This window comes from Proteiniphilum acetatigenes DSM 18083 (genome assembly GCF_000380985.1).
Taxonomy (GTDB): domain Bacteria; phylum Bacteroidota; class Bacteroidia; order Bacteroidales; family Dysgonomonadaceae; genus Proteiniphilum; species Proteiniphilum acetatigenes.
In genome coordinates, this window is the sequence record NZ_KB905701.1 from 48,386 (window position 1) to 65,127 (window position 16,742).

General features: G+C 42.3%; 18 protein-coding genes. 10 read left to right on the forward strand and 8 right to left on the reverse strand.

Going from position 1 to position 16,742, the window contains the following annotated elements:
• Window positions 1-167: 167 nt before the first annotated feature.
• On the reverse strand, window positions 168-2,042 hold the full coding sequence (locus tag F597_RS0114145) for an SLC13 family permease (protein ID WP_019540411.1): 1,875 nt from the start codon (window positions 2,040-2,042) through the stop codon (window positions 168-170).
• Window positions 2,043-2,288: 246 nt separating this feature from the next.
• On the opposite strand from F597_RS0114145, the gene F597_RS0114150 reads away from it, so the two are divergent.
• From F597_RS0114150 to F597_RS0114175, 6 genes are all read left to right on the forward strand, one after another.
• On the forward strand, window positions 2,289-3,233 hold the full coding sequence (locus F597_RS0114150) for an SPFH domain-containing protein (RefSeq protein ID WP_019540412.1): 945 nt from the start codon (window positions 2,289-2,291) through the stop codon (window positions 3,231-3,233).
• A gap of 120 nt (window positions 3,234-3,353) precedes the next feature.
• Entirely contained in the window at window positions 3,354-3,515 is a 162-nt protein-coding gene (locus F597_RS20900; protein WP_019540413.1) for a type II toxin-antitoxin system antitoxin, read from the forward strand.
• Window positions 3,516-3,586: 71 nt separating this feature from the next.
• On the forward strand, window positions 3,587-3,913 hold the full coding sequence (locus F597_RS0114160; protein WP_019540414.1) for a DUF7718 family protein: 327 nt from the start codon (window positions 3,587-3,589) through the stop codon (window positions 3,911-3,913).
• Window positions 3,913-4,143, forward strand: a complete 231-nt coding sequence (locus F597_RS0114165; protein ID WP_019540415.1) for a hypothetical protein — start codon at window positions 3,913-3,915, stop codon at window positions 4,141-4,143. Before F597_RS0114160 ends, F597_RS0114165 begins: the two co-directional genes overlap by 1 nt.
• A gap of 303 nt (window positions 4,144-4,446) precedes the next feature.
• The gene (locus F597_RS0114170) at window positions 4,447-4,815 is read left to right on the forward strand and encodes a BlaI/MecI/CopY family transcriptional regulator (RefSeq protein WP_019540416.1); all 369 of its coding nucleotides are present in this window, start codon (window positions 4,447-4,449) and stop codon (window positions 4,813-4,815) included.
• 5 nt (window positions 4,816-4,820) lie between these two features.
• Window positions 4,821-6,686: a M56 family metallopeptidase gene (locus F597_RS0114175; protein ID WP_019540417.1), complete on the forward strand. Its 1,866-nt coding sequence runs from the start codon at window positions 4,821-4,823 to the stop codon at window positions 6,684-6,686.
• Here the strand turns inward: F597_RS0114175 and F597_RS0114180 are convergent.
• The 6 genes from F597_RS0114180 to F597_RS0114205 form a co-directional block, all read right to left on the reverse strand.
• On the reverse strand, window positions 6,674-7,756 hold the full coding sequence (locus tag F597_RS0114180; RefSeq protein WP_019540418.1) for an alpha/beta hydrolase family protein: 1,083 nt from the start codon (window positions 7,754-7,756) through the stop codon (window positions 6,674-6,676). The two genes, F597_RS0114175 and F597_RS0114180, sit on opposite strands and share 13 nt — an antisense overlap.
• Window positions 7,757-7,825: 69 nt before the next feature.
• A complete protein-coding gene (locus tag F597_RS20905) occupies window positions 7,826-8,608 on the reverse strand; it encodes an MBL fold metallo-hydrolase (RefSeq protein WP_019540419.1) in 783 nt (260 codons plus the stop codon).
• A gap of 204 nt (window positions 8,609-8,812) precedes the next feature.
• Window positions 8,813-9,727: a hypothetical protein gene (locus F597_RS0114190; protein WP_019540420.1), complete on the reverse strand. Its 915-nt coding sequence runs from the start codon at window positions 9,725-9,727 to the stop codon at window positions 8,813-8,815.
• 128 nt (window positions 9,728-9,855) lie between these two features.
• On the reverse strand, window positions 9,856-10,314 hold the full coding sequence (locus tag F597_RS0114195; protein ID WP_019540421.1) for a DUF6108 family protein: 459 nt from the start codon (window positions 10,312-10,314) through the stop codon (window positions 9,856-9,858).
• 63 nt (window positions 10,315-10,377) lie between these two features.
• Complete coding sequence (locus tag F597_RS0114200; protein WP_019540422.1) at window positions 10,378-10,830, reverse strand: hypothetical protein; 453 nt, start codon at window positions 10,828-10,830, stop codon at window positions 10,378-10,380.
• A complete protein-coding gene (locus F597_RS0114205) occupies window positions 10,827-11,342 on the reverse strand; it encodes an RNA polymerase sigma factor (protein WP_026327483.1) in 516 nt (171 codons plus the stop codon). Before F597_RS0114205 ends, F597_RS0114200 begins: the two co-directional genes overlap by 4 nt.
• A gap of 244 nt (window positions 11,343-11,586) precedes the next feature.
• On the opposite strand from F597_RS0114205, the gene F597_RS0114210 reads away from it, so the two are divergent.
• The 3 genes from F597_RS0114210 to F597_RS0114220 all read left to right on the forward strand — a co-directional run bounded on the left by F597_RS0114210 (window position 11,587) and on the right by F597_RS0114220 (window position 14,892).
• Complete coding sequence (locus tag F597_RS0114210) at window positions 11,587-12,117, forward strand: DUF4924 family protein (RefSeq protein WP_019540424.1); 531 nt, start codon at window positions 11,587-11,589, stop codon at window positions 12,115-12,117.
• Window positions 12,118-12,302: 185 nt separating this feature from the next.
• Window positions 12,303-13,256: a dTDP-4-dehydrorhamnose reductase gene (gene rfbD / locus F597_RS0114215; RefSeq protein ID WP_019540425.1), complete on the forward strand. Its 954-nt coding sequence runs from the start codon at window positions 12,303-12,305 to the stop codon at window positions 13,254-13,256.
• A gap of 61 nt (window positions 13,257-13,317) precedes the next feature.
• Window positions 13,318-14,892, forward strand: coding sequence for a peptide chain release factor 3 (locus F597_RS0114220; protein WP_019540426.1), 1,575 nt, complete (start codon window positions 13,318-13,320; stop codon window positions 14,890-14,892).
• A 1-nt stretch (window position 14,893) separates the two neighbouring features.
• On the opposite strand, the gene F597_RS20910 is transcribed toward F597_RS0114220, so the two are convergent.
• Window positions 14,894-15,817, reverse strand: coding sequence for a mechanosensitive ion channel family protein (locus tag F597_RS20910; RefSeq protein WP_169337985.1), 924 nt, complete (start codon window positions 15,815-15,817; stop codon window positions 14,894-14,896).
• 80 nt (window positions 15,818-15,897) lie between these two features.
• Between F597_RS20910 and F597_RS0114230 the strand changes: the two genes are divergently transcribed.
• On the forward strand, window positions 15,898-16,725 hold the full coding sequence (locus F597_RS0114230) for a tetratricopeptide repeat protein (protein WP_026327485.1): 828 nt from the start codon (window positions 15,898-15,900) through the stop codon (window positions 16,723-16,725).
• The last annotated feature ends 17 nt before the right edge of the window (window positions 16,726-16,742 follow it).

A 16,742-nucleotide genomic window follows, 5' to 3' on the forward strand; every position in this document is an offset into this window, starting at 1 on the left:
TCTAATTAAATATGATTTAAACAATTGAAAAAAACCTGGGTAATCGGTTTCATATAAAATAAGTGCAAAGTTACAATTTTTACTTAAATATCGAAAAGTATCCATTGATTGTTTGCCCTTTACCCTGTTTTTTACATTATTGAAGGTCAATATTTTTCTGTCAGATACTAAAGTGGAAACAGTAGTGGTAAAACGAAGATCATAATAATGCCCACGATAAGCTGCAATGGCAATCCCACTCTTATGTAATCTATAAATTTATATCGTCCGGCAGACATTACCAATGCATTGGGCGGTGTTGCGAAGGGGCTGGCAAAGCACATGCTGGCAGCCACCGTCACGGCAAACAGAAACGGGTAGGGACTGACGCCTATGGTTACGGCAGATTGTAGGGCAATGGGTGCAAACAACACGGCAGTCGCCGTATTACTGATGAACATTGTCAATATGGATGTGGCAAGATAGATACCGGCCAATACCGATACGGGGCCGAATTGGCTCAACCCGTTCACGATCGCATCGGCAATCAAGCTGGAAGCACCGGTTTTCTCCATGGCAATCGCTAAAGGAAACATACCCGCAAACAGAAAAGTACTTTCCCAGTTAATGCTTTTATAGGCCGATTCCACGTTGCGGAAACATCCCAGTATGATCATCAATAGTGCTGCTATCATTGTGGCAATCACAGTAGGTACTATATTGAATACCATGGCCACGATCATCAACACCATAATGACTGCAGCGACCGGTGCTTTGTGGTCACGTGGAATTTTCAACGCATTTTCCATAGGTTGCCCGACCACCACCCATTCGGAGGTTTCCTGATTCAATTTTTCAATATCCGACCATTTTCCCTGTACCAGCAATACGTCACCCGAAAGCATCCTCTCATCCTTTACATCCTGAAGGATATATCCGTCTTTACGTTGTATCCCCAGTATATTTACATTATAGAGTTGACGGAAATTGGATTCCTTTACATACTTATTGATCAGTTTCGATGTAGACATCAAAACCACTTCTGCAATACCGATTTCACTGAATTCCAATCCCCCTGCCCTGGAAATGGATAATGCATTGTCAGTGCCTTCCGTTTTATGTGTGTCGATCAATTTCAAGCCATTTCCACTGACGAGCGACGCCACATCATTGAAATTCCCGAACACATATAATATATCGTCTTCTTTGAAAGTACTCGACGGCCCGGCCATCTTCATATCCACAGTTTTATGAAAACGGTTTCGTGAGTGGATCCTTCGGATCTCGAGTATACTTACATTATAAGTCTGGGTGATATTTAATTCCTGAAGAGTTTTATTGATAAAGGGCGAATTTTTTTCTATCTGTACCCTATAGAGATTGTCAGCCAATTGATACTCCGACGCCAGTTGGTTTAAAGATTTGTTTTTCTTTACGGTCGATTTTTCCTTATCCCTGCCTGCGACTAATAGTTTGCTGAGAGGCCAGAGTAACAGGATACCAAGTGTGAGTGTAATCAACCCGACAGGCAAAAATGAGAAGAAAGATAATCCTTCGAATCCCCCGCTGACTAGTGCGTCGTTGATAATCAGGTTGGGAGGAGTGCTGATCAGCGTGAGCAGCCCCAGGCTGCTGGCAAAAGCCATCGGCATCAGAAACCGTCGTGAGTCGGTATTGGCTTCCGACGCCAGACTCATCACGATAGGGAGCATCAGTGCTACTGTCCCGGTATTGCTTACAAATCCGCCGATACCACCGGTCACTAACATTACCAGTATGAAAAGTTTAAATTGATTGCCCCCTGCCAGAGTAAGGATCTTTGTACTGATCATTTTGGCAAGCCCTGTCTGAAAAATTCCACCTCCCACAATGAACAGGCACACGATCATGATAACCACGGAATTGGAAAATCCCGATAATCCTTCTTCGGGTGTGAGTATTCCGGATAATACCAATAAGACGAGAGAGGATAGGGCTACAATATCCGACCGAATTTTACCCCAGACAAAAAAAATGACCGTCAGAAGTATGATTCCGAAAACAATAAGAACGTTTATGTCCATACGTATTGAGTATAGTTGAATGTGAACCGGAAAAATGATAAGAATATTGTGAGAACAGCAAAAATAACAGGATTATTGTCAATGTTGTGGCTTTAATAACCCGGAGTGTTAAATGAGAACCTGCTCATCACAATGGACGCAAAGATAATATTTTTTTATTTATTTAATGAAGAAAAAGTTTGGGTAATTGGAAATTACTTAATATATTTGTGATATTAAAATAATATCATTTTAAATTATAAATTTATGGAAACAAAAGAATTCAATTTCAAGGGTTTTAAGACAAACGGCTTCCTGATGCTTTTTTTGATGTTGATCCTATTGGCGGGAATTGTATGGCTTTATTCTTCGCTGGAGGTCTGGGGAATCATTACAGGTATTGTTATGACTATTATTTGGATTATCCTGTTTCCCGGATACACTAAACTGGAACCCAATGAGGCGATAGTGATGATCTTTTTCGGAAAATACAAAGGAGTGTTGAAAGAAACAGGTTTTTTTTGGGTAAATCCTTTTATGACGAAGAAAAAGTTGTCCATGCGGGCCCGGAACCTGAATGCGGATCCGATCAAAGTGAACGACAAAGTAGGGAATCCGGTACTGATAGGGTTGGTACTGGTCTGGAAACTGAAGGATACCTACAAGGCGATGTTCGAAATAGACGCGCAGACAATGGCCGCTTCAAGGCCTGGAAAGGATGGTGCGATTACCTATACGGTAAGCAAGCAGATGGATGCCTTTGAGAATTTTGTGGCCATACAAAGCGATGCTGCATTGCGGCAGGTTGCCGGGTTGTACGCTTACGACAATAATGTGGTTTCCGACACCGAACTGACATTGCGGTCGGGCGGGGAAGAGATTAATGACAATTTGTTGCAGGAGTTAAATATTCGTTTGGAAATGGCCGGAATTGAAGTGGTGGAAGCACGTATCAATTATCTGGCCTATGCACCCGAAATTGCGGCCGTGATGCTTCGCCGCCAGCAGGCAGAGGCCATTATATCTGCCCGTGAGAAGATTGTGGAAGGTGCGGTGACAATGGTGAAGATGGCATTGGATAGGATAGAGGATGAGAATATAGTCGACCTCGATGTGGATAAGAAGGCTGCTATGGTGAGTAACCTGCTGGTAGTGCTTTGCGCTGACGAATCGGCACAGCCGGTGCTGAATACGGGTACGTTGTATCAGTGAAAAGTGAAAAACTAAAAGTGAAAGAGAGAAATTGGGAATTTGAGTGTGTTGATGGGGTATGTGGAACAGTGGTAAGATAGTAGGTATTGATGAAACCTGATAAGATGGAGCGGATGAAAGATGGCTAAGAAAGAGAAAACGACCAGGAATTTCGCGTTACGGTTGGATGCGGATACCATGGATGCGATAGAAAAATGGGCGGCCGACGAATTTCGCAGCGTGAACGGTCAGATTCAATGGATACTGGATCAGGCGCTCAGGAAGAACGGGCGATTGAAGTAAAGTAAAATGATTTCGCATTAATGTTAAATTTTTACCCTTACAATAAATATGTTATCTTTGTGTGAGTAGAAATGAAAACAGTTGAGTTTACATCTTATTTGGACTTCCAAAAATTGAACCGGTTGAGAGTTCGATTGGTTATAGATAATGGAATATTGTTAGATGTAATGTATCAATACGAAGCGTTTTTGCAAGGAGAATGGTTGGCGATAGTTCGATATGATTGCGCTCACGGGTTTTTCCATAGAGATATTATGCTGCCAAATGGAGATAAAGAGAAGAAAGCGATTGAAATGGATAATCTAAAAGCTGCCTCGAGATATGCCGAACAAGATTTGAAAGATCGTTGGCAATGGTATAAAGAGAGTTATATTAAAAAAATGAACAGAAGAAAATAATGACCCGAAAAGAGATAATTGAACGTAATATCAGTTTGACTTTTGACTTTGTACATCATCTTATTGACAATAAAGATGAATTAAATGAATTGCCGGACAATTTTGATATTGAGTTTGTCGATAAAGACTTTCCAAAAATTGAAATGAGAGCCGATACGATTCATACGTTATCGGAACCCGAAATTCCGAAAAAGTATGTACGCGTTAAAAGAACTTTTTCGTTAAACTAAAGTGACGAAAGACAAAGTTAATTGAAATTTTTTCAAGAATATATAAAGAGGTAAACCGGTTGATTATCAATCGGTTTTTCTTTTCGATAAATTTTAACTAATTAATATAGTTTATTTAACTAAATAAATTCGTTGGTAAACGAAAAGTTTTAGTTATATTTGCGGCGTGATTCATTCAGAACCGCAAAGAAAAAATATAATAATCGTATAAAACTTTGATGAGAGGCAAACTCTCACACGAAGGCATGATTAAAAATGTCTTGTGTCCTGATTCTTGACTCTTGTGTCTAAATTTTTAATTGTATGAGGGAATTAACAGCAAGGGAAGAAGAGGTGATGCGTTTTTTTTGGGATGAAGGACCACTCTTTGTGAAGCAATTGGTGGAGAAGTACCCTGATCCGAAACCGCATTTCAATACATTATCTACTTACGCCCGGATGCTCGAAGAGAAGGGCTTTCTCTCGCACGAAGCATTTGGTACCACCTATCGTTATTTCGCGATCATCAGTGAAGAGGAATACCGCAACGGGACATTGAGGAGTGTGGTGAAGAAATATTTCGATAACTCCTACCTGAGTGTGGTTTCGTCGCTTATAAAAGAACAGGATATCTCTGTAGAAGAGATTCGGAATTTACTGGACGAAGTGGAAAAGTCTGATTCTAAAAAATAACTGGTATGGAACTCTTTCTCTATTGGCTGCTTCGGGCATCCGTTTTAATGGCATTATTTTACGGCTTATACAAGTTTTTTTTCGCCAATAATACGTTTCATAATGTCAACCGTTGTTCGTTGATATTCATATTACTGGTGATATCAGTGCTTCCCCTTTTCCGTTTCAACTTTATTCCTGAGAAAAAGACGGAACCGGTTACCGGAACGTTTTCGATGGATCTTTCTTCCATCCCCGTCACTGAATTTGTGGAAACGCAACCGCGGGTAGAAATTCCATGGATGCATATCCTGATAATTTTGTTTGCCATAGGATTTCTTTTCACGTTTATCCGTTACCTGATAGGGTTGAGCCAGATCGCCGTTATCATCCGGAATTCAGAAAAACAAATGCTGCCTGATCATACTGTTTTGTGTGTGACCGATAAGAATATTTCGCCGTTCAGTTGGATGAAATATATTGTCCTTTCCCGCAGGGAATTATCGGCAGATAACCAGGCAGTGATCCGCCATGAGAGGGCGCACATTCATTTACGGCATTCGGTCGATATGATCTTTTTCGATCTTTTTACCTGCATCTTCTGGTTCAATCCGTTCTCATGGTTGTTGCGTCGGGAAATTCAGTCTGTCCATGAATATCAGGCAGACGAAAAGGTGCTCAGTCAGGGGATCGATTCTAAACAATACCAACTTCTATTAATCCGCAAAAGCGTGGGTGAATATAAATTTGCTTTGGCAAATAATTTCCGGCAACGCGACCTGCACAAACGAATTACTATGATGAAGAAAAATAAAACAAACAGACACGTGAAATGGAACTATACAATGGTATTTCCCGTATTGTTCCTGGCAATGATCGCACTTTCGGTACCGAAGCTGAATGCGAAAGCAATAGAAGATATACCTGAAACAAAAGAATATTTTCAAAATAGGAAGGCTAATATTTTTATAGGGACAAGTGATAGCGCGAAATCGGAAGGCGGAAAAATAATGGGGAGTGAACTGATAGATTTGATATCCGGAAAAAATGAAAACTTAAAAATGAAATTAGGAGAAGGGAACAATCCTTTAGTAATTTACAACGGAAAAGAAATTTCATTGGCAGAATTATCAAGATTATCTGCACAAGATATTGCACACTACCAACTTTTTTGGAGCAGAACTGCTACTGAAAGATATGGAGATAAGGGTAAAGATGGTGCGGTAATCATCACAAAAAAACTGACAGTTCCGGAAAAGACAAAAAATGTTCCGAAAGACTCAACATTGACCGGTTCCAAAAGAAATATCAAATTTGCCATAAACGGTTTAGAAGATATAAATAAACCCCTGATAATAGTAGATGGGAAGAAAGTGTCTTCCGTTGAATTGCAGGAACTTAATCCGGAGGATATAGAAGCGATCTCTATCTTAAAAGGTAAAACAGGTATCGATATATACGGAGATGAGGGAAAAGACGGAGTGGTGCTGATCACGACTAAAAATGCAATAAAAGAAGGACCGTCGATACGTTATAAGGCTGATTCCCTTATTATTTCCTCTTTGAACAATAAGGCTGAAACAATTCCTACTATGTCTATTTCCACTGAATCGAATCCTTCCCTTACCTATAAGCGATCTAATAATCCAAACCTTAAAGAATTTTTAAACAATGAAGTGATATTTAGAGTGGAAAACCCAGACGGAACCTCCCCGTTGATTATTCTCGATGGTGAAAAAATGCCGAAAGATTTTGAACTGAATTCCATTGATGTCAAAGAAATTGAATCCATGTCGGTGTTGAAAGATAAAAACGCAACGGAAATCTATGGCGACGAGGGAAAGAATGGTGTAATCATTATTACGAAAAAGATTCCGGATCAAAACCCGTAGGCTGCGCGGCGCATCTCTTTTTGCGATGCGAACGGATGCGGCGGTTTCAGGTAGCGTTCCAGAAATTTGTGTACCGTGAAACGGATATCAGTGGCTTCCTTACTGTCGATCCGATCGAAACCGTGACCGCCGGAGGCATCCTGAAAGACTTTGTATTCGAACTCTTTGCCATGCTTTTTGAGCGTATTGATCATCAGTTGTACCTCTTCCACATACACATCGTTATCGTTGGTATTGGTATAGATGAGTAGCGGCTTGTCGAGATTTTGTGCATAGTGCGTGGGTGAACGGCGGACGTATTCTTCGGGATTCTCTTCAATGGATTCGCCGATATGATAGGGTGTGGTAAAGTAGGCGGTATAACTCTCATCATGTGATGCCAGACGGTTCTCCAGGTCGCTGACCGGAACTCCGGCGAACGCGCATTGGTATTTGTCGCCATGTTGAAGTATCTGCATCAGGGCAATCATGCCACCGTGACTCCACCCGATTACGCCTACTCGTGAAGGGTCGACAATACTATAATTTTCAATCATATAATTACGGCTTTCCAGTACATCGTCGTTTTCCCGTCCGCCGTAATCGATATTTTCGTATGTCGCTTTCCCGTAACCTGTGCTGCCCCGGTATTCGGCTGATACCACAATATATCCCTGGGCAATAAGTTCACGCACAATATGAGAATAATAAGTGGAGAAATTGGCATGTATTCCACTGTGAGGAAGTACGATAAGGGGATACGTTTTCTTAGGATTGACATTTTTCGGGATGAAAACATAACTGTAAAATTGCAGTTTATTGCCGGCAAAACGGTCTTCCGGGTCTTTGGGTTTCCAACGGGGTGTGCTTGTGAGCCGCACTTTATCTACATGGGCTATATCTTCCAGCCGGCGAAGCCACATCAGGTCGTCAATTTGTTTCTCCAATATATCGAACCGGTGTTGGTAATCCGAAAGTTTTTGTTCCAGCGATTTTAACTGTAATAGCAGGGAGTCTTCTTTCTGTGGGAACGCGGAAAAAATGTTGAGAACAGCAATAATAGCCGATAAAAAGAGAACGTTCGTTTTCATAAGCGTTATAATTTTATATTTTCAGGTTCTTAAGACATTCTTTGCCATATGCCTCCCCGGTGGAATTTTTTATAATTTGGAGGAAACAGTATAGGCATCGTGATAAAAGATAAGCGTACGTTTATCTTTTATTGCTTTGTCCATAAAACGTTTTTTTTCTTCCATAGCTATGACCACGCTGTTGTCATAGGCAGAAAGCCAGCTTAGTGACAGGTTGAGTGAAGTGGGTACCACGTCGCCCGGAAAGGCGTAATTACCTTCTTCCGTATCGAAAAGCACGGCGATCTGTCCCGGAGTATGTCCGTCATACAATTCCAACCGGATATGTTCGTCGAGTTGCATATCTTCCAGTACAAATTGTAACTGTCCCGCATCATATACCGGTTCAATATTGTCCGGGAAAAAGGAGCCTTTTTCGAAAAGTGAAGGGTTTCTGTAATTCTTCCATTGGGCGAGGCTCAGATGATAAGTGGCGTTAGGATAGGCAGGAACCGCTTCTTTATTGCTGTTAAATACTGTGCAACCGCCACAGTGATCGAAATGGAGATGGGTAATGATCACGTCGGTCACCTCTTCCGGCGCATATCCGATTTTCCGGATCTCTCCGGCAATATCCTTCTGATTGAAAGGTTGAAAGAATTTCAACCGGGAGTTGTGTTTGTCGCCTATTCCCGCATCCACAAGGATACGTCTTTTATCTGTCTCGATAAAGAGGCAGCGGAGCGCCATCACACACATATTCTTTTCATCTACCTTATATTTTGCCGACCAGTATTTTTTTGGTACGGGGCCGAACATGACTCCGCCATCGCCGAGGAAATATCCCGATTCAATGATATGGAACTTGATCATACTCTATAAATATTTATACAAAATTACCTCTTTTTGTCGTATTCTATACTGAATACAACGAATTTCATTAAACAACCATGATCCCCGATCGGTTTTTATACAGATCCAATTATTTAAAAACCGGGATCGTATCTCTTTTTTAAAAGATACAATCCCGGTCTGTTTATTGTGAAGTTTTGTGCTGTGTAAGAATCTTTTCCTGCGTCAGAAGTAAAGTTGTACTCCAATAGTTGCCTGATTGGCTTCAGGTCCTTTATTGTTTCTGAAGAGGTTGAACGGTGAATATGAAATAAAGAAACCCAGATCATTGACCCCTCCCTGGGCCAGTAAATCCAGTGTAACGGGACGAATATTCAGTTCTCCGGGAAGTTTTGTCTTCTCTTTTTTCCCGTTTTCATTATTCCTCCAAACTGCGGATGATGATGCGGTCTTTACTTTGGCGACTACACCTGCATTCAGAAAAAAATGCGATCGACGTCCCAAATCCCAATTGGTTTCTATGAGGAAAGGAAAGGTGAGATAGGTGTAGTGCAGGCGGGAGTCTCTGTATTCATTGCCCGGTTCTGTGGTGGTAACAACCGATTTGTAATCCTCTACTTCGATGGCTTTGTTGTTTTGCCAGTGGATGGAATTGAACTGGATACCCATACCGACAATTCCGGTGAAATTGCTGTTTCCTATGCGCCACGAACCTTCAATGGGATTCAGGTTATACTGCAATGAACGACTCAGGTTGACAATGGATGCCAATTCCCCATCGAAATCAAGGCCCTGGGGCAGATTGGAGAATCCCACGCCGAAACCGGCCCAGTGCGAACGGCTTGGGCGACGCTTGCTTTTCGGTTTGAAAATATCAGGCACGGAGATCTCAAAACTATTTGCATATATCCGTTCAATACTCCTTCCTTCTGTAAAGATGCCTTCGTAGACCTTCCGGCTCTCTATAGTATCTCCCTGTTCATTCCGATGATATACCGAGATATTTATCTCATTATCGTTTTCTGAAATGACCACTTTCCGGTTGTTATAATGAAAAGTGGTGTCGGCAGGAAACGTTGAGGAAGCTGCCATATACAAGGCTAGCGACAAAAAAATGATGGTAAATGTAGTTTTCTTCATTGTTTTATATTGTTTGATGATTTTATTTCAATTCAAAATTCCGAATTCAAGATTTAAGAGTCCAGCATCCCGGACTTCTTCTAATTTCTAATTTCAGTCTTCCGACTTCTCCACTTCTAACTTTTCATTTACTCCTTTTTAATAAATAGCCGGTTGATCAGTTCTTCGGAATCCTTTCCACCTTCCATATAAATGAGTGTGGCAGTACCGTCGTCTCCGATTTTGAACAAGATATACCGGTTGGTTTGGTTTTCCTCTTCCGGTAGCTGATAATAACCTGAAGAGATAATACCGTTGCTGATGACTTCTTTTATCTGGTGCGCCTGTTTTTTATCTGTTTCAAGGCACTGTTGTATTTCATCCAGAATGGTCCGGTTATATTGCAGGGTAATGCTGCGGTATTTATCGAGTCGATAATTATGGAGCGCCTTGCCGGAGAGGACTACCATTGTAGCGCCTTTTTGCTTGCCATATTTTTCGAAAACAGTATTGATCCTCAGGTTTTCCTGTGCTTGTACCGTCACTCCGGAGGTTACCAGCAACAGGAAAAGGATAAGCAGGCGTGGAAATGTTCTTTTTATCTTCATTGTGATATCATGTTGATGTTCAAATAGTAAACAGGCTTTATAAGAAGATTCACCATAATTGATTTATTCCAGAATAAAGCGGAGCTGATCTTCTATGATGTCACTCTCGGACTGTACTTTTCCGAAAGATGCTTCAGCATATTTACGGACTGTAGCCGGATCTGTAATTTGTTTGCCGTCCACCCACACATAGCTTTCGTTCAGTGACGATTGTCGATCGGGACGTGTCAGTAATAGGATTGCGATCAGCAGTGAGGCTGCCACGGCAGCAATTGTCAGTAATTTTCTTAAAAACACGGGTCTGCGGCGAGCAGGAACATTGTTTTCGCTACGGATCTCATTCAATACGGCCAGTGCTGCTGCTTCGTCGTCGAGAAAACAGAATATGGATGCGTATACTTTCAGGTCTTCAGGCAGATTGTCCTGCGCAAAATAACGACGTAATATCTTCTCTTCTTCGGCAGAGCTGTCTCCTTCAAAATATTTGTCTAATAGATGTCTGATATCTGTTGTCATTTTGTTGATTGTTGGGTTTGATAATACATCAGGTACAATTCGCGTATCCGTTTGCGTGCCCGTGAGAGGTTATTGCGTACGGCTTCGGCTGCAATACCTGTCATCTCGCTGATTTCGACGGTTTCAAATCCTTCGAGATCTTTCATTTGCAAGATACGTTGTTGTAATGGCGGCAGCATCTCAATGATCCTGCGAATGGCATTACGTTCTTCTTTTTCTTCAAGCAATGAATCAGGGAGTTGTTCTCCCGTTTCTTTGCCGAGTAACTCCAGTTCATCGGAGAATGGCTTCCGGCTCCGGATCTTGTCAATACTCAGGTTCTTCACCATTGTTGTGCTGTATGCTTCCATATTTTCATATTGATCGATCCGGTCACGGAAATGCCAGATCTTCAGACATACATCCTGCACCACATCTTCCGCATCCTCGGTATTCCCTGTGATGCGGCGGGCGACTGCGAGTAACGACGGGCGCAGTGCAACGACTATTCTTTTGTATTCAACAATGTCCATACTCATTTATCCGACGAGAAAGGGTATCAAAACGTATCATCAAAACATAATTTTTTTTTCAGTTAACCGGAGATTAGTGTTTTTTTAATGGAAGGCAGGTGTTATTGGCTTTTTTGCTCCGGAATTGATTTGATCCCTACAATCAGGACGAGTGAATGTGCCATAATGGTACAATAGTAGAAAATATCCCGGGTCTATGGTGTAAAACTTGATCATAAGTTGTAATTTTGTGCAAAATTACGTTATGTTGATAGCCCGGCAAAAAAAACAAGAGAATATTGCAGAATATTTGCTGTACATGTGGCAACTGGAAGATATCTTGCGATCATATGAATTGGATATCGACAAGGTACAGCAATCGCTGATTGACCCCGTGTATCATACGGAAGAAGAAAAGAAAGAAGCACGTGACTGGTATGAAGGACTGATCTTGATGATGAAATCGGAGGGTGTACAGAAAGAGGGACATCTGCAAATCAACAAGAACCTGATCATAGACCTTACCGATCTTCACCTACGGTTATTGAAAGACCCTAAGGAGTCGGCATATATTGGTGTTTACCACAATACACTGCCTCATATTGTGGCTTTAAGGGCAAAGTCGGGGAACAAGGATGTATCTGAACTGGAAACCTGCTTTACGGCTTTGTACGGGTACTTGTTGCTGAAATTGCAGAAACGGGAAATCTCCGCTGAGACACAGGCTGCTATTGCTCAAATTACCGGCCTGTTACGGCTTCTTTCCCCAAAATATCAAGCTGTTGAGGAAGAGTAAATTGATCCCGACAAGTCGGGACAGGTAGTGATGATTTGATAATTTACTGATGTGATGATTAGTTAATAAGCCAATAAGACTAATGTGATGATTTGAGAATGTGTTGATGTGGTAATTGATAATTGTGCCAATGTGCCAATAAGTTGGTAATTGGTAATTGGTAATTGGTAATTAAAAAAAAAGCGATGCCCATATTTACAGGTATAATCAAACATCTGGGGGGGACAGAAAAGGATACCCCAGGACAACAATATTTTTACGGGCTGGTACAGAAAAATGTGCTGGTGACCGGAGCCAACGGGCAATTGGGGAACGAGTTGAAAAAATTGACGGATCGGTTGAATTTGCCCTTTAAATTCCTATTTACCGACATGAGTGACCTTGATGTGACGGACGGGGATCAGGTAGCGGATTTTGTAAGGGATTACCGGATACTCTATATTGTCAATTGCGCTGCTTATACCGCTGTGGACAAAGCAGAAACAGACGTTGAGAAGGTATATCTTGTAAATGAAAAAGCGGTAGAGAATATAGCGATTGCTGCAAAGCAAGAAGGAGCAAAGGTTATCCATATTTCTACCGATTTTGTATTTGACGGCCGGTCGGAAATTCCTTATACCGAGAATATGGAACCGCATCCACTTTCGGTTTACGGCCAGTCGAAGTTGAAAGGTGAAGAAACCCTGCAAGCTGTCGGAGGTGAGTGGATGATTATACGTACTTCTTGGTTGTATTCGGAATTCGGTAATAATTTTGTAAAGACAATGATCCGGCTGATGAATGAGCGTGATAGATTGACTATCGTGGAAGATCAGCGGGGAACGCCCACTTATGCGGCAGATCTGGCAGAGATGATCGTCCATATCCTGCAGTTCTCGGAAGAGACTGAATGGAAAACGGGCATTTATCACTTTTCGAACAGGGGAGAAACTACTTGGTTTGGCTTTGCAGAAGAGATCAAAAGGCTTGCAGGAATTGATCGCTGTGAACTGGTTCCTGTTAAAACAGAGGAATATGGTTCACCAGCTCCTCGTCCGGCATATAGCGTAATGGATCTGTCCAAAATATGTGCTGCTTTTCATGTGGAGATTCCGGGATGGAAAGAGGCTTTAAAAAGATGTATGGGTTTGATAAAATGATATATGCTTCGCTTGATAAATGATAGTGTGTTTCACACAATAAAGAGATAAAAATCAAAAAATGACATTAAAAGAAGAGATACAGCGCCGGCGTACGTTCGCCGTGATCAGTCACCCCGACGCGGGAAAAACCACACTTACGGAAAAATTACTGCTCTTTGGAGGAGCCATTCATGTGGCAGGAGCAGTGAAATCGAACAAAATAAAAAAAACAGCTACCTCGGACTGGATGGAGATAGAGAAACAACGTGGAATTTCTGTCGCCACTTCAGTCATGGGATTTGAATATGGGTATCATAAGATCAATATTTTGGATACACCGGGCCACCAGGATTTTGCTGAAGACACGTACCGTACGCTTACGGCGGTGGACAGCGTAATCGTGGTGGTGGACGTCGCGAAAGGGGTAGAAGCCCAGACACGCAAGCTGATGGAGGTCTGTCGTATGCGGCATACACCGGTGATGATCTTTGTCAATAAACTAGACCGTGAAGGGAGGGATCCGTTCGAAATTCTCGACGAACTGGAGGAAGAACTGAAAGTCAGCGTCCGTCCGTTGAGTTGGCCCATAGATATGGGAGAACGGTTCCGCGGAGTATATAACCTTTACAAGAATAGTCTGGATCTTTATAAACCCAGTAAGCAGATGGTGACGGAATCGCTGAGGCTCGATATCCAGTCACCGGAACTGGAAAATCATATTGGTGATCGCTTATCGAAGAAGTTATGTGACGATGTGGAACTGATCACAGAAGTCTACCCGGCATTCGACCGGGACGAATACCTTGCAGGAACCCTGGCACCTGTGTTTTTCGGATCCGCACTGAATAATTTTGGAGTGAAAGAATTGCTGGATTGTTTTGTGGATATAGCACCCTCACCCCGTGAGGTGCAGGCCGAAGAACGTATAGTAGATCCATATGAGGAAAGTTTCTCGGGATTTGTTTTCAAAATCCATGCCAATATGGATCCGAACCACCGTTCTTGTATTGCTTTTGTAAAAGTCTGCTCAGGAAAATTCGAGCGGAATGTGAACTACAAGCATGTCCGTTTTAACCGGATGATGAAATTTTCATCGCCGACCGCTTTTATGGCGCAGAAAAAAGAGATTATGGACGAGGCCTATGCCGGTGATATCGTTGGATTACCCGATAACGGCAACTTCAAGATCGGCGATACACTCACTTCGGGTGAGGAGTTGCATTTCAAAGGACTGCCGAGTTTCTCTCCCGAGATGTTCAAATATATCGAGAATGCTGATCCGATGAAATCGAAACAACTCCAGAAAGGGATTGAACAACTGATGGACGAAGGGGTAGCACAGCTCTTTACCAATCAGTTTAACGGACGGAAGATCATCGGGACGGTGGGGCAGCTTCAGTTCGAAGTGATACAGTATCGGCTGCTCCATGAATATGGAGCGCAGTGTCGCTGGGAGCCCATCAGCCTATACAAGGCCTGCTGGATCGAGAGCGATGATGCCGCGCAACTGGCGGATTTCAGGAAGCGGAAATATCAATACATGGCGCACGACAAAGAGGGCAGGGATGTCTTTCTGGCCGAGTCGAACTATATCTTAATGATGGCACAGCAGGATTTTAAAAATATCCGCTTCCACTTTAGCTCAGAGTATTAAACTATACAGGCTTTTCCTCCTCTTTTGTAAGATAGACCGACATACGCTGTGTCGAACTGATCAGGCCCCTTTCGTAAAGTTGTTTGTAAACAGTTTCACTCAGATCGTGGTTCACATCGGCCAGATTTCCTTTCTTTGCCCATACCCTGAAAACGAATTCAAGGGACGTGGGGTTAATCTTGGACATCCTTGCAAAAGGTGCGGGTTGTTTCAATACCTTTGGATGACGGGCGGCGATTTGTAACAGTAATTCTTTTACTTCATCCACATTGCAGCCGTAATCCACATTGACGATAATTTCCGTGCGAAGGGTTCCATCGAGGCTGTTATTGTTGATAATGTTTCCGGTCGACAGCGGTCCGTTGGGTATGTAAATCGTTTTGTTATCACCGGTCCTCAATATGGTATGCATAATACCGATCCTCTCGACCGTTCCCTCCAGGTTCAGTGCCCTGATGTAATCGCCGCTTCTGAAAGGTTTACTCAGGAGAATCATTACTCCGCCCGCAAAATTGGAGAGATTGTCTTTCATGGCAAGCCCTATGGCCAATCCCACCGTACCGATAATAGCGGCGATGGAGATGGTTTTTACTCCCACGGAATTAATGATGATCATGAACAAGACAATAAAAAGGAACGTCTGCAATACGCTGCTTATAAATCCTTTCAGCGTGTTGTCGATCGAGCTCTTCCGCATGATCTTTGCCACAAAATTGTCAATCTTCGTGATTAAAAAACGACCGATGATAAACAGCACAATCGCAATAAGTATGTTCACTATCAGGTCAATCCCCCATGCGAGTATATTATCCAGTACGTGATCGTACCTGCCTTCTTTGATCAGTTGACCGAAAGAGGGATCATTAGGTGACCGTGGCACAAAAATGCTGTCGGTAGGCAATGATATCTGAAGCAGCGTCATCATTTTAGTTTTTAAACAGTGTAACATCGCAAAAGTACAAAAAAACAGTTATTTTTGTGATTGATATCTATATAATAAACAGAATGAAGATTATTTTTACGGCTATATTGTATTTCTTTGCTTACGCACTTTCGGCACAATCGTTGGATTATATGGGATGGGTAGATCGCTCAGCCAACCATATCGAGCAAAACAGGCTCGATAGTGCTGCAGTGGCACTGCAAAAGGCGATGGGGCTGGAACCGGCAAATGAAAATAATCCCGTTTTACTACTCAATCTCGGAATACTGCAACGGCAATTGGGGCTCTATGATGATGCATATATTTCATTTACCGCCTCCATGGGAAATAATCCGTTGCCCGATGTTGTATTGCACAACCGGGCTTCCCTTTTGTGTGATATGGAACGGTTTGATGAGGCGATGGAGGATTATAACACCCTTATCCGTAACTATCCGGAGGATGTGGAAGCCTATTACCGGAGAGGTCTGCTTTTTCTCGAAAAGAATGAGAGAGCTAAAGCAGAGGATGATTTCAAGGCGTCGGATGCGATAGATCCGGACAATATGTATACGAAGTTGAGCAAGGCGCTTCTTTATAAATTAGATGATAACTGGGAGGCCGCTGAGAAGGTTTATACCAGCTTGATACAGTCCTCTTCTAAAGTTGATCCCAGCTTTTATCTGAACCGTGCGGAATGTTATGTGAACACCGATCAGATATTCAGGGCGTCGGCTGATTTACGGGCTGTGGAAGGATCTCAGAAAGGAAATCCCTATTTTTATATTCTTCGGGGGCGGGTCCGTCTTGCGCAATTCGATAAAATAGCTGCCCGTGCCGATTTCAGGAAAGCCAAAGAACTGGGATACGATACCGATATAGTGAACGACTGGCTGAAAAAAACAGAATAGAAATAGAATACAACCAA

Bases quoted from the DNA above. Each gene is read 5' to 3' on its own strand.
- F597_RS0114145 (WP_019540411.1), bottom strand. From the start codon at position 2,042: ATGGACATAAACGTTCTTATTGTTTTCGGAATCATACTTCTGACGGTC.
- F597_RS0114150 (WP_019540412.1), top strand. From the start codon at position 2,289: ATGGAAACAAAAGAATTCAATTTCAAGGGTTTTAAGACAAACGGCTTC.
- F597_RS20900 (WP_019540413.1), top strand. From the start codon at position 3,354: ATGGCTAAGAAAGAGAAAACGACCAGGAATTTCGCGTTACGGTTGGAT.
- F597_RS0114160 (WP_019540414.1), top strand. From the start codon at position 3,587: ATGAAAACAGTTGAGTTTACATCTTATTTGGACTTCCAAAAATTGAAC.
- F597_RS0114165 (WP_019540415.1), top strand. From the start codon at position 3,913: ATGACCCGAAAAGAGATAATTGAACGTAATATCAGTTTGACTTTTGAC.
- F597_RS0114170 (WP_019540416.1), top strand. From the start codon at position 4,447: ATGAGGGAATTAACAGCAAGGGAAGAAGAGGTGATGCGTTTTTTTTGG.
- F597_RS0114175 (WP_019540417.1), top strand. From the start codon at position 4,821: ATGGAACTCTTTCTCTATTGGCTGCTTCGGGCATCCGTTTTAATGGCA.
- F597_RS0114180 (WP_019540418.1), bottom strand. From the start codon at position 7,756: ATGAAAACGAACGTTCTCTTTTTATCGGCTATTATTGCTGTTCTCAAC.
- F597_RS20905 (WP_019540419.1), bottom strand. From the start codon at position 8,608: ATGATCAAGTTCCATATCATTGAATCGGGATATTTCCTCGGCGATGGC.
- F597_RS0114190 (WP_019540420.1), bottom strand. From the start codon at position 9,727: ATGAAGAAAACTACATTTACCATCATTTTTTTGTCGCTAGCCTTGTAT.
- F597_RS0114195 (WP_019540421.1), bottom strand. From the start codon at position 10,314: ATGAAGATAAAAAGAACATTTCCACGCCTGCTTATCCTTTTCCTGTTG.
- F597_RS0114200 (WP_019540422.1), bottom strand. From the start codon at position 10,830: ATGACAACAGATATCAGACATCTATTAGACAAATATTTTGAAGGAGAC.
- F597_RS0114205 (WP_026327483.1), bottom strand. From the start codon at position 11,342: ATGGACATTGTTGAATACAAAAGAATAGTCGTTGCACTGCGCCCGTCG.
- F597_RS0114210 (WP_019540424.1), top strand. From the start codon at position 11,587: ATGTTGATAGCCCGGCAAAAAAAACAAGAGAATATTGCAGAATATTTG.
- rfbD (WP_019540425.1), top strand. From the start codon at position 12,303: ATGCCCATATTTACAGGTATAATCAAACATCTGGGGGGGACAGAAAAG.
- F597_RS0114220 (WP_019540426.1), top strand. From the start codon at position 13,318: ATGACATTAAAAGAAGAGATACAGCGCCGGCGTACGTTCGCCGTGATC.
- F597_RS20910 (WP_169337985.1), bottom strand. From the start codon at position 15,817: ATGATGACGCTGCTTCAGATATCATTGCCTACCGACAGCATTTTTGTG.
- F597_RS0114230 (WP_026327485.1), top strand. From the start codon at position 15,898: ATGAAGATTATTTTTACGGCTATATTGTATTTCTTTGCTTACGCACTT.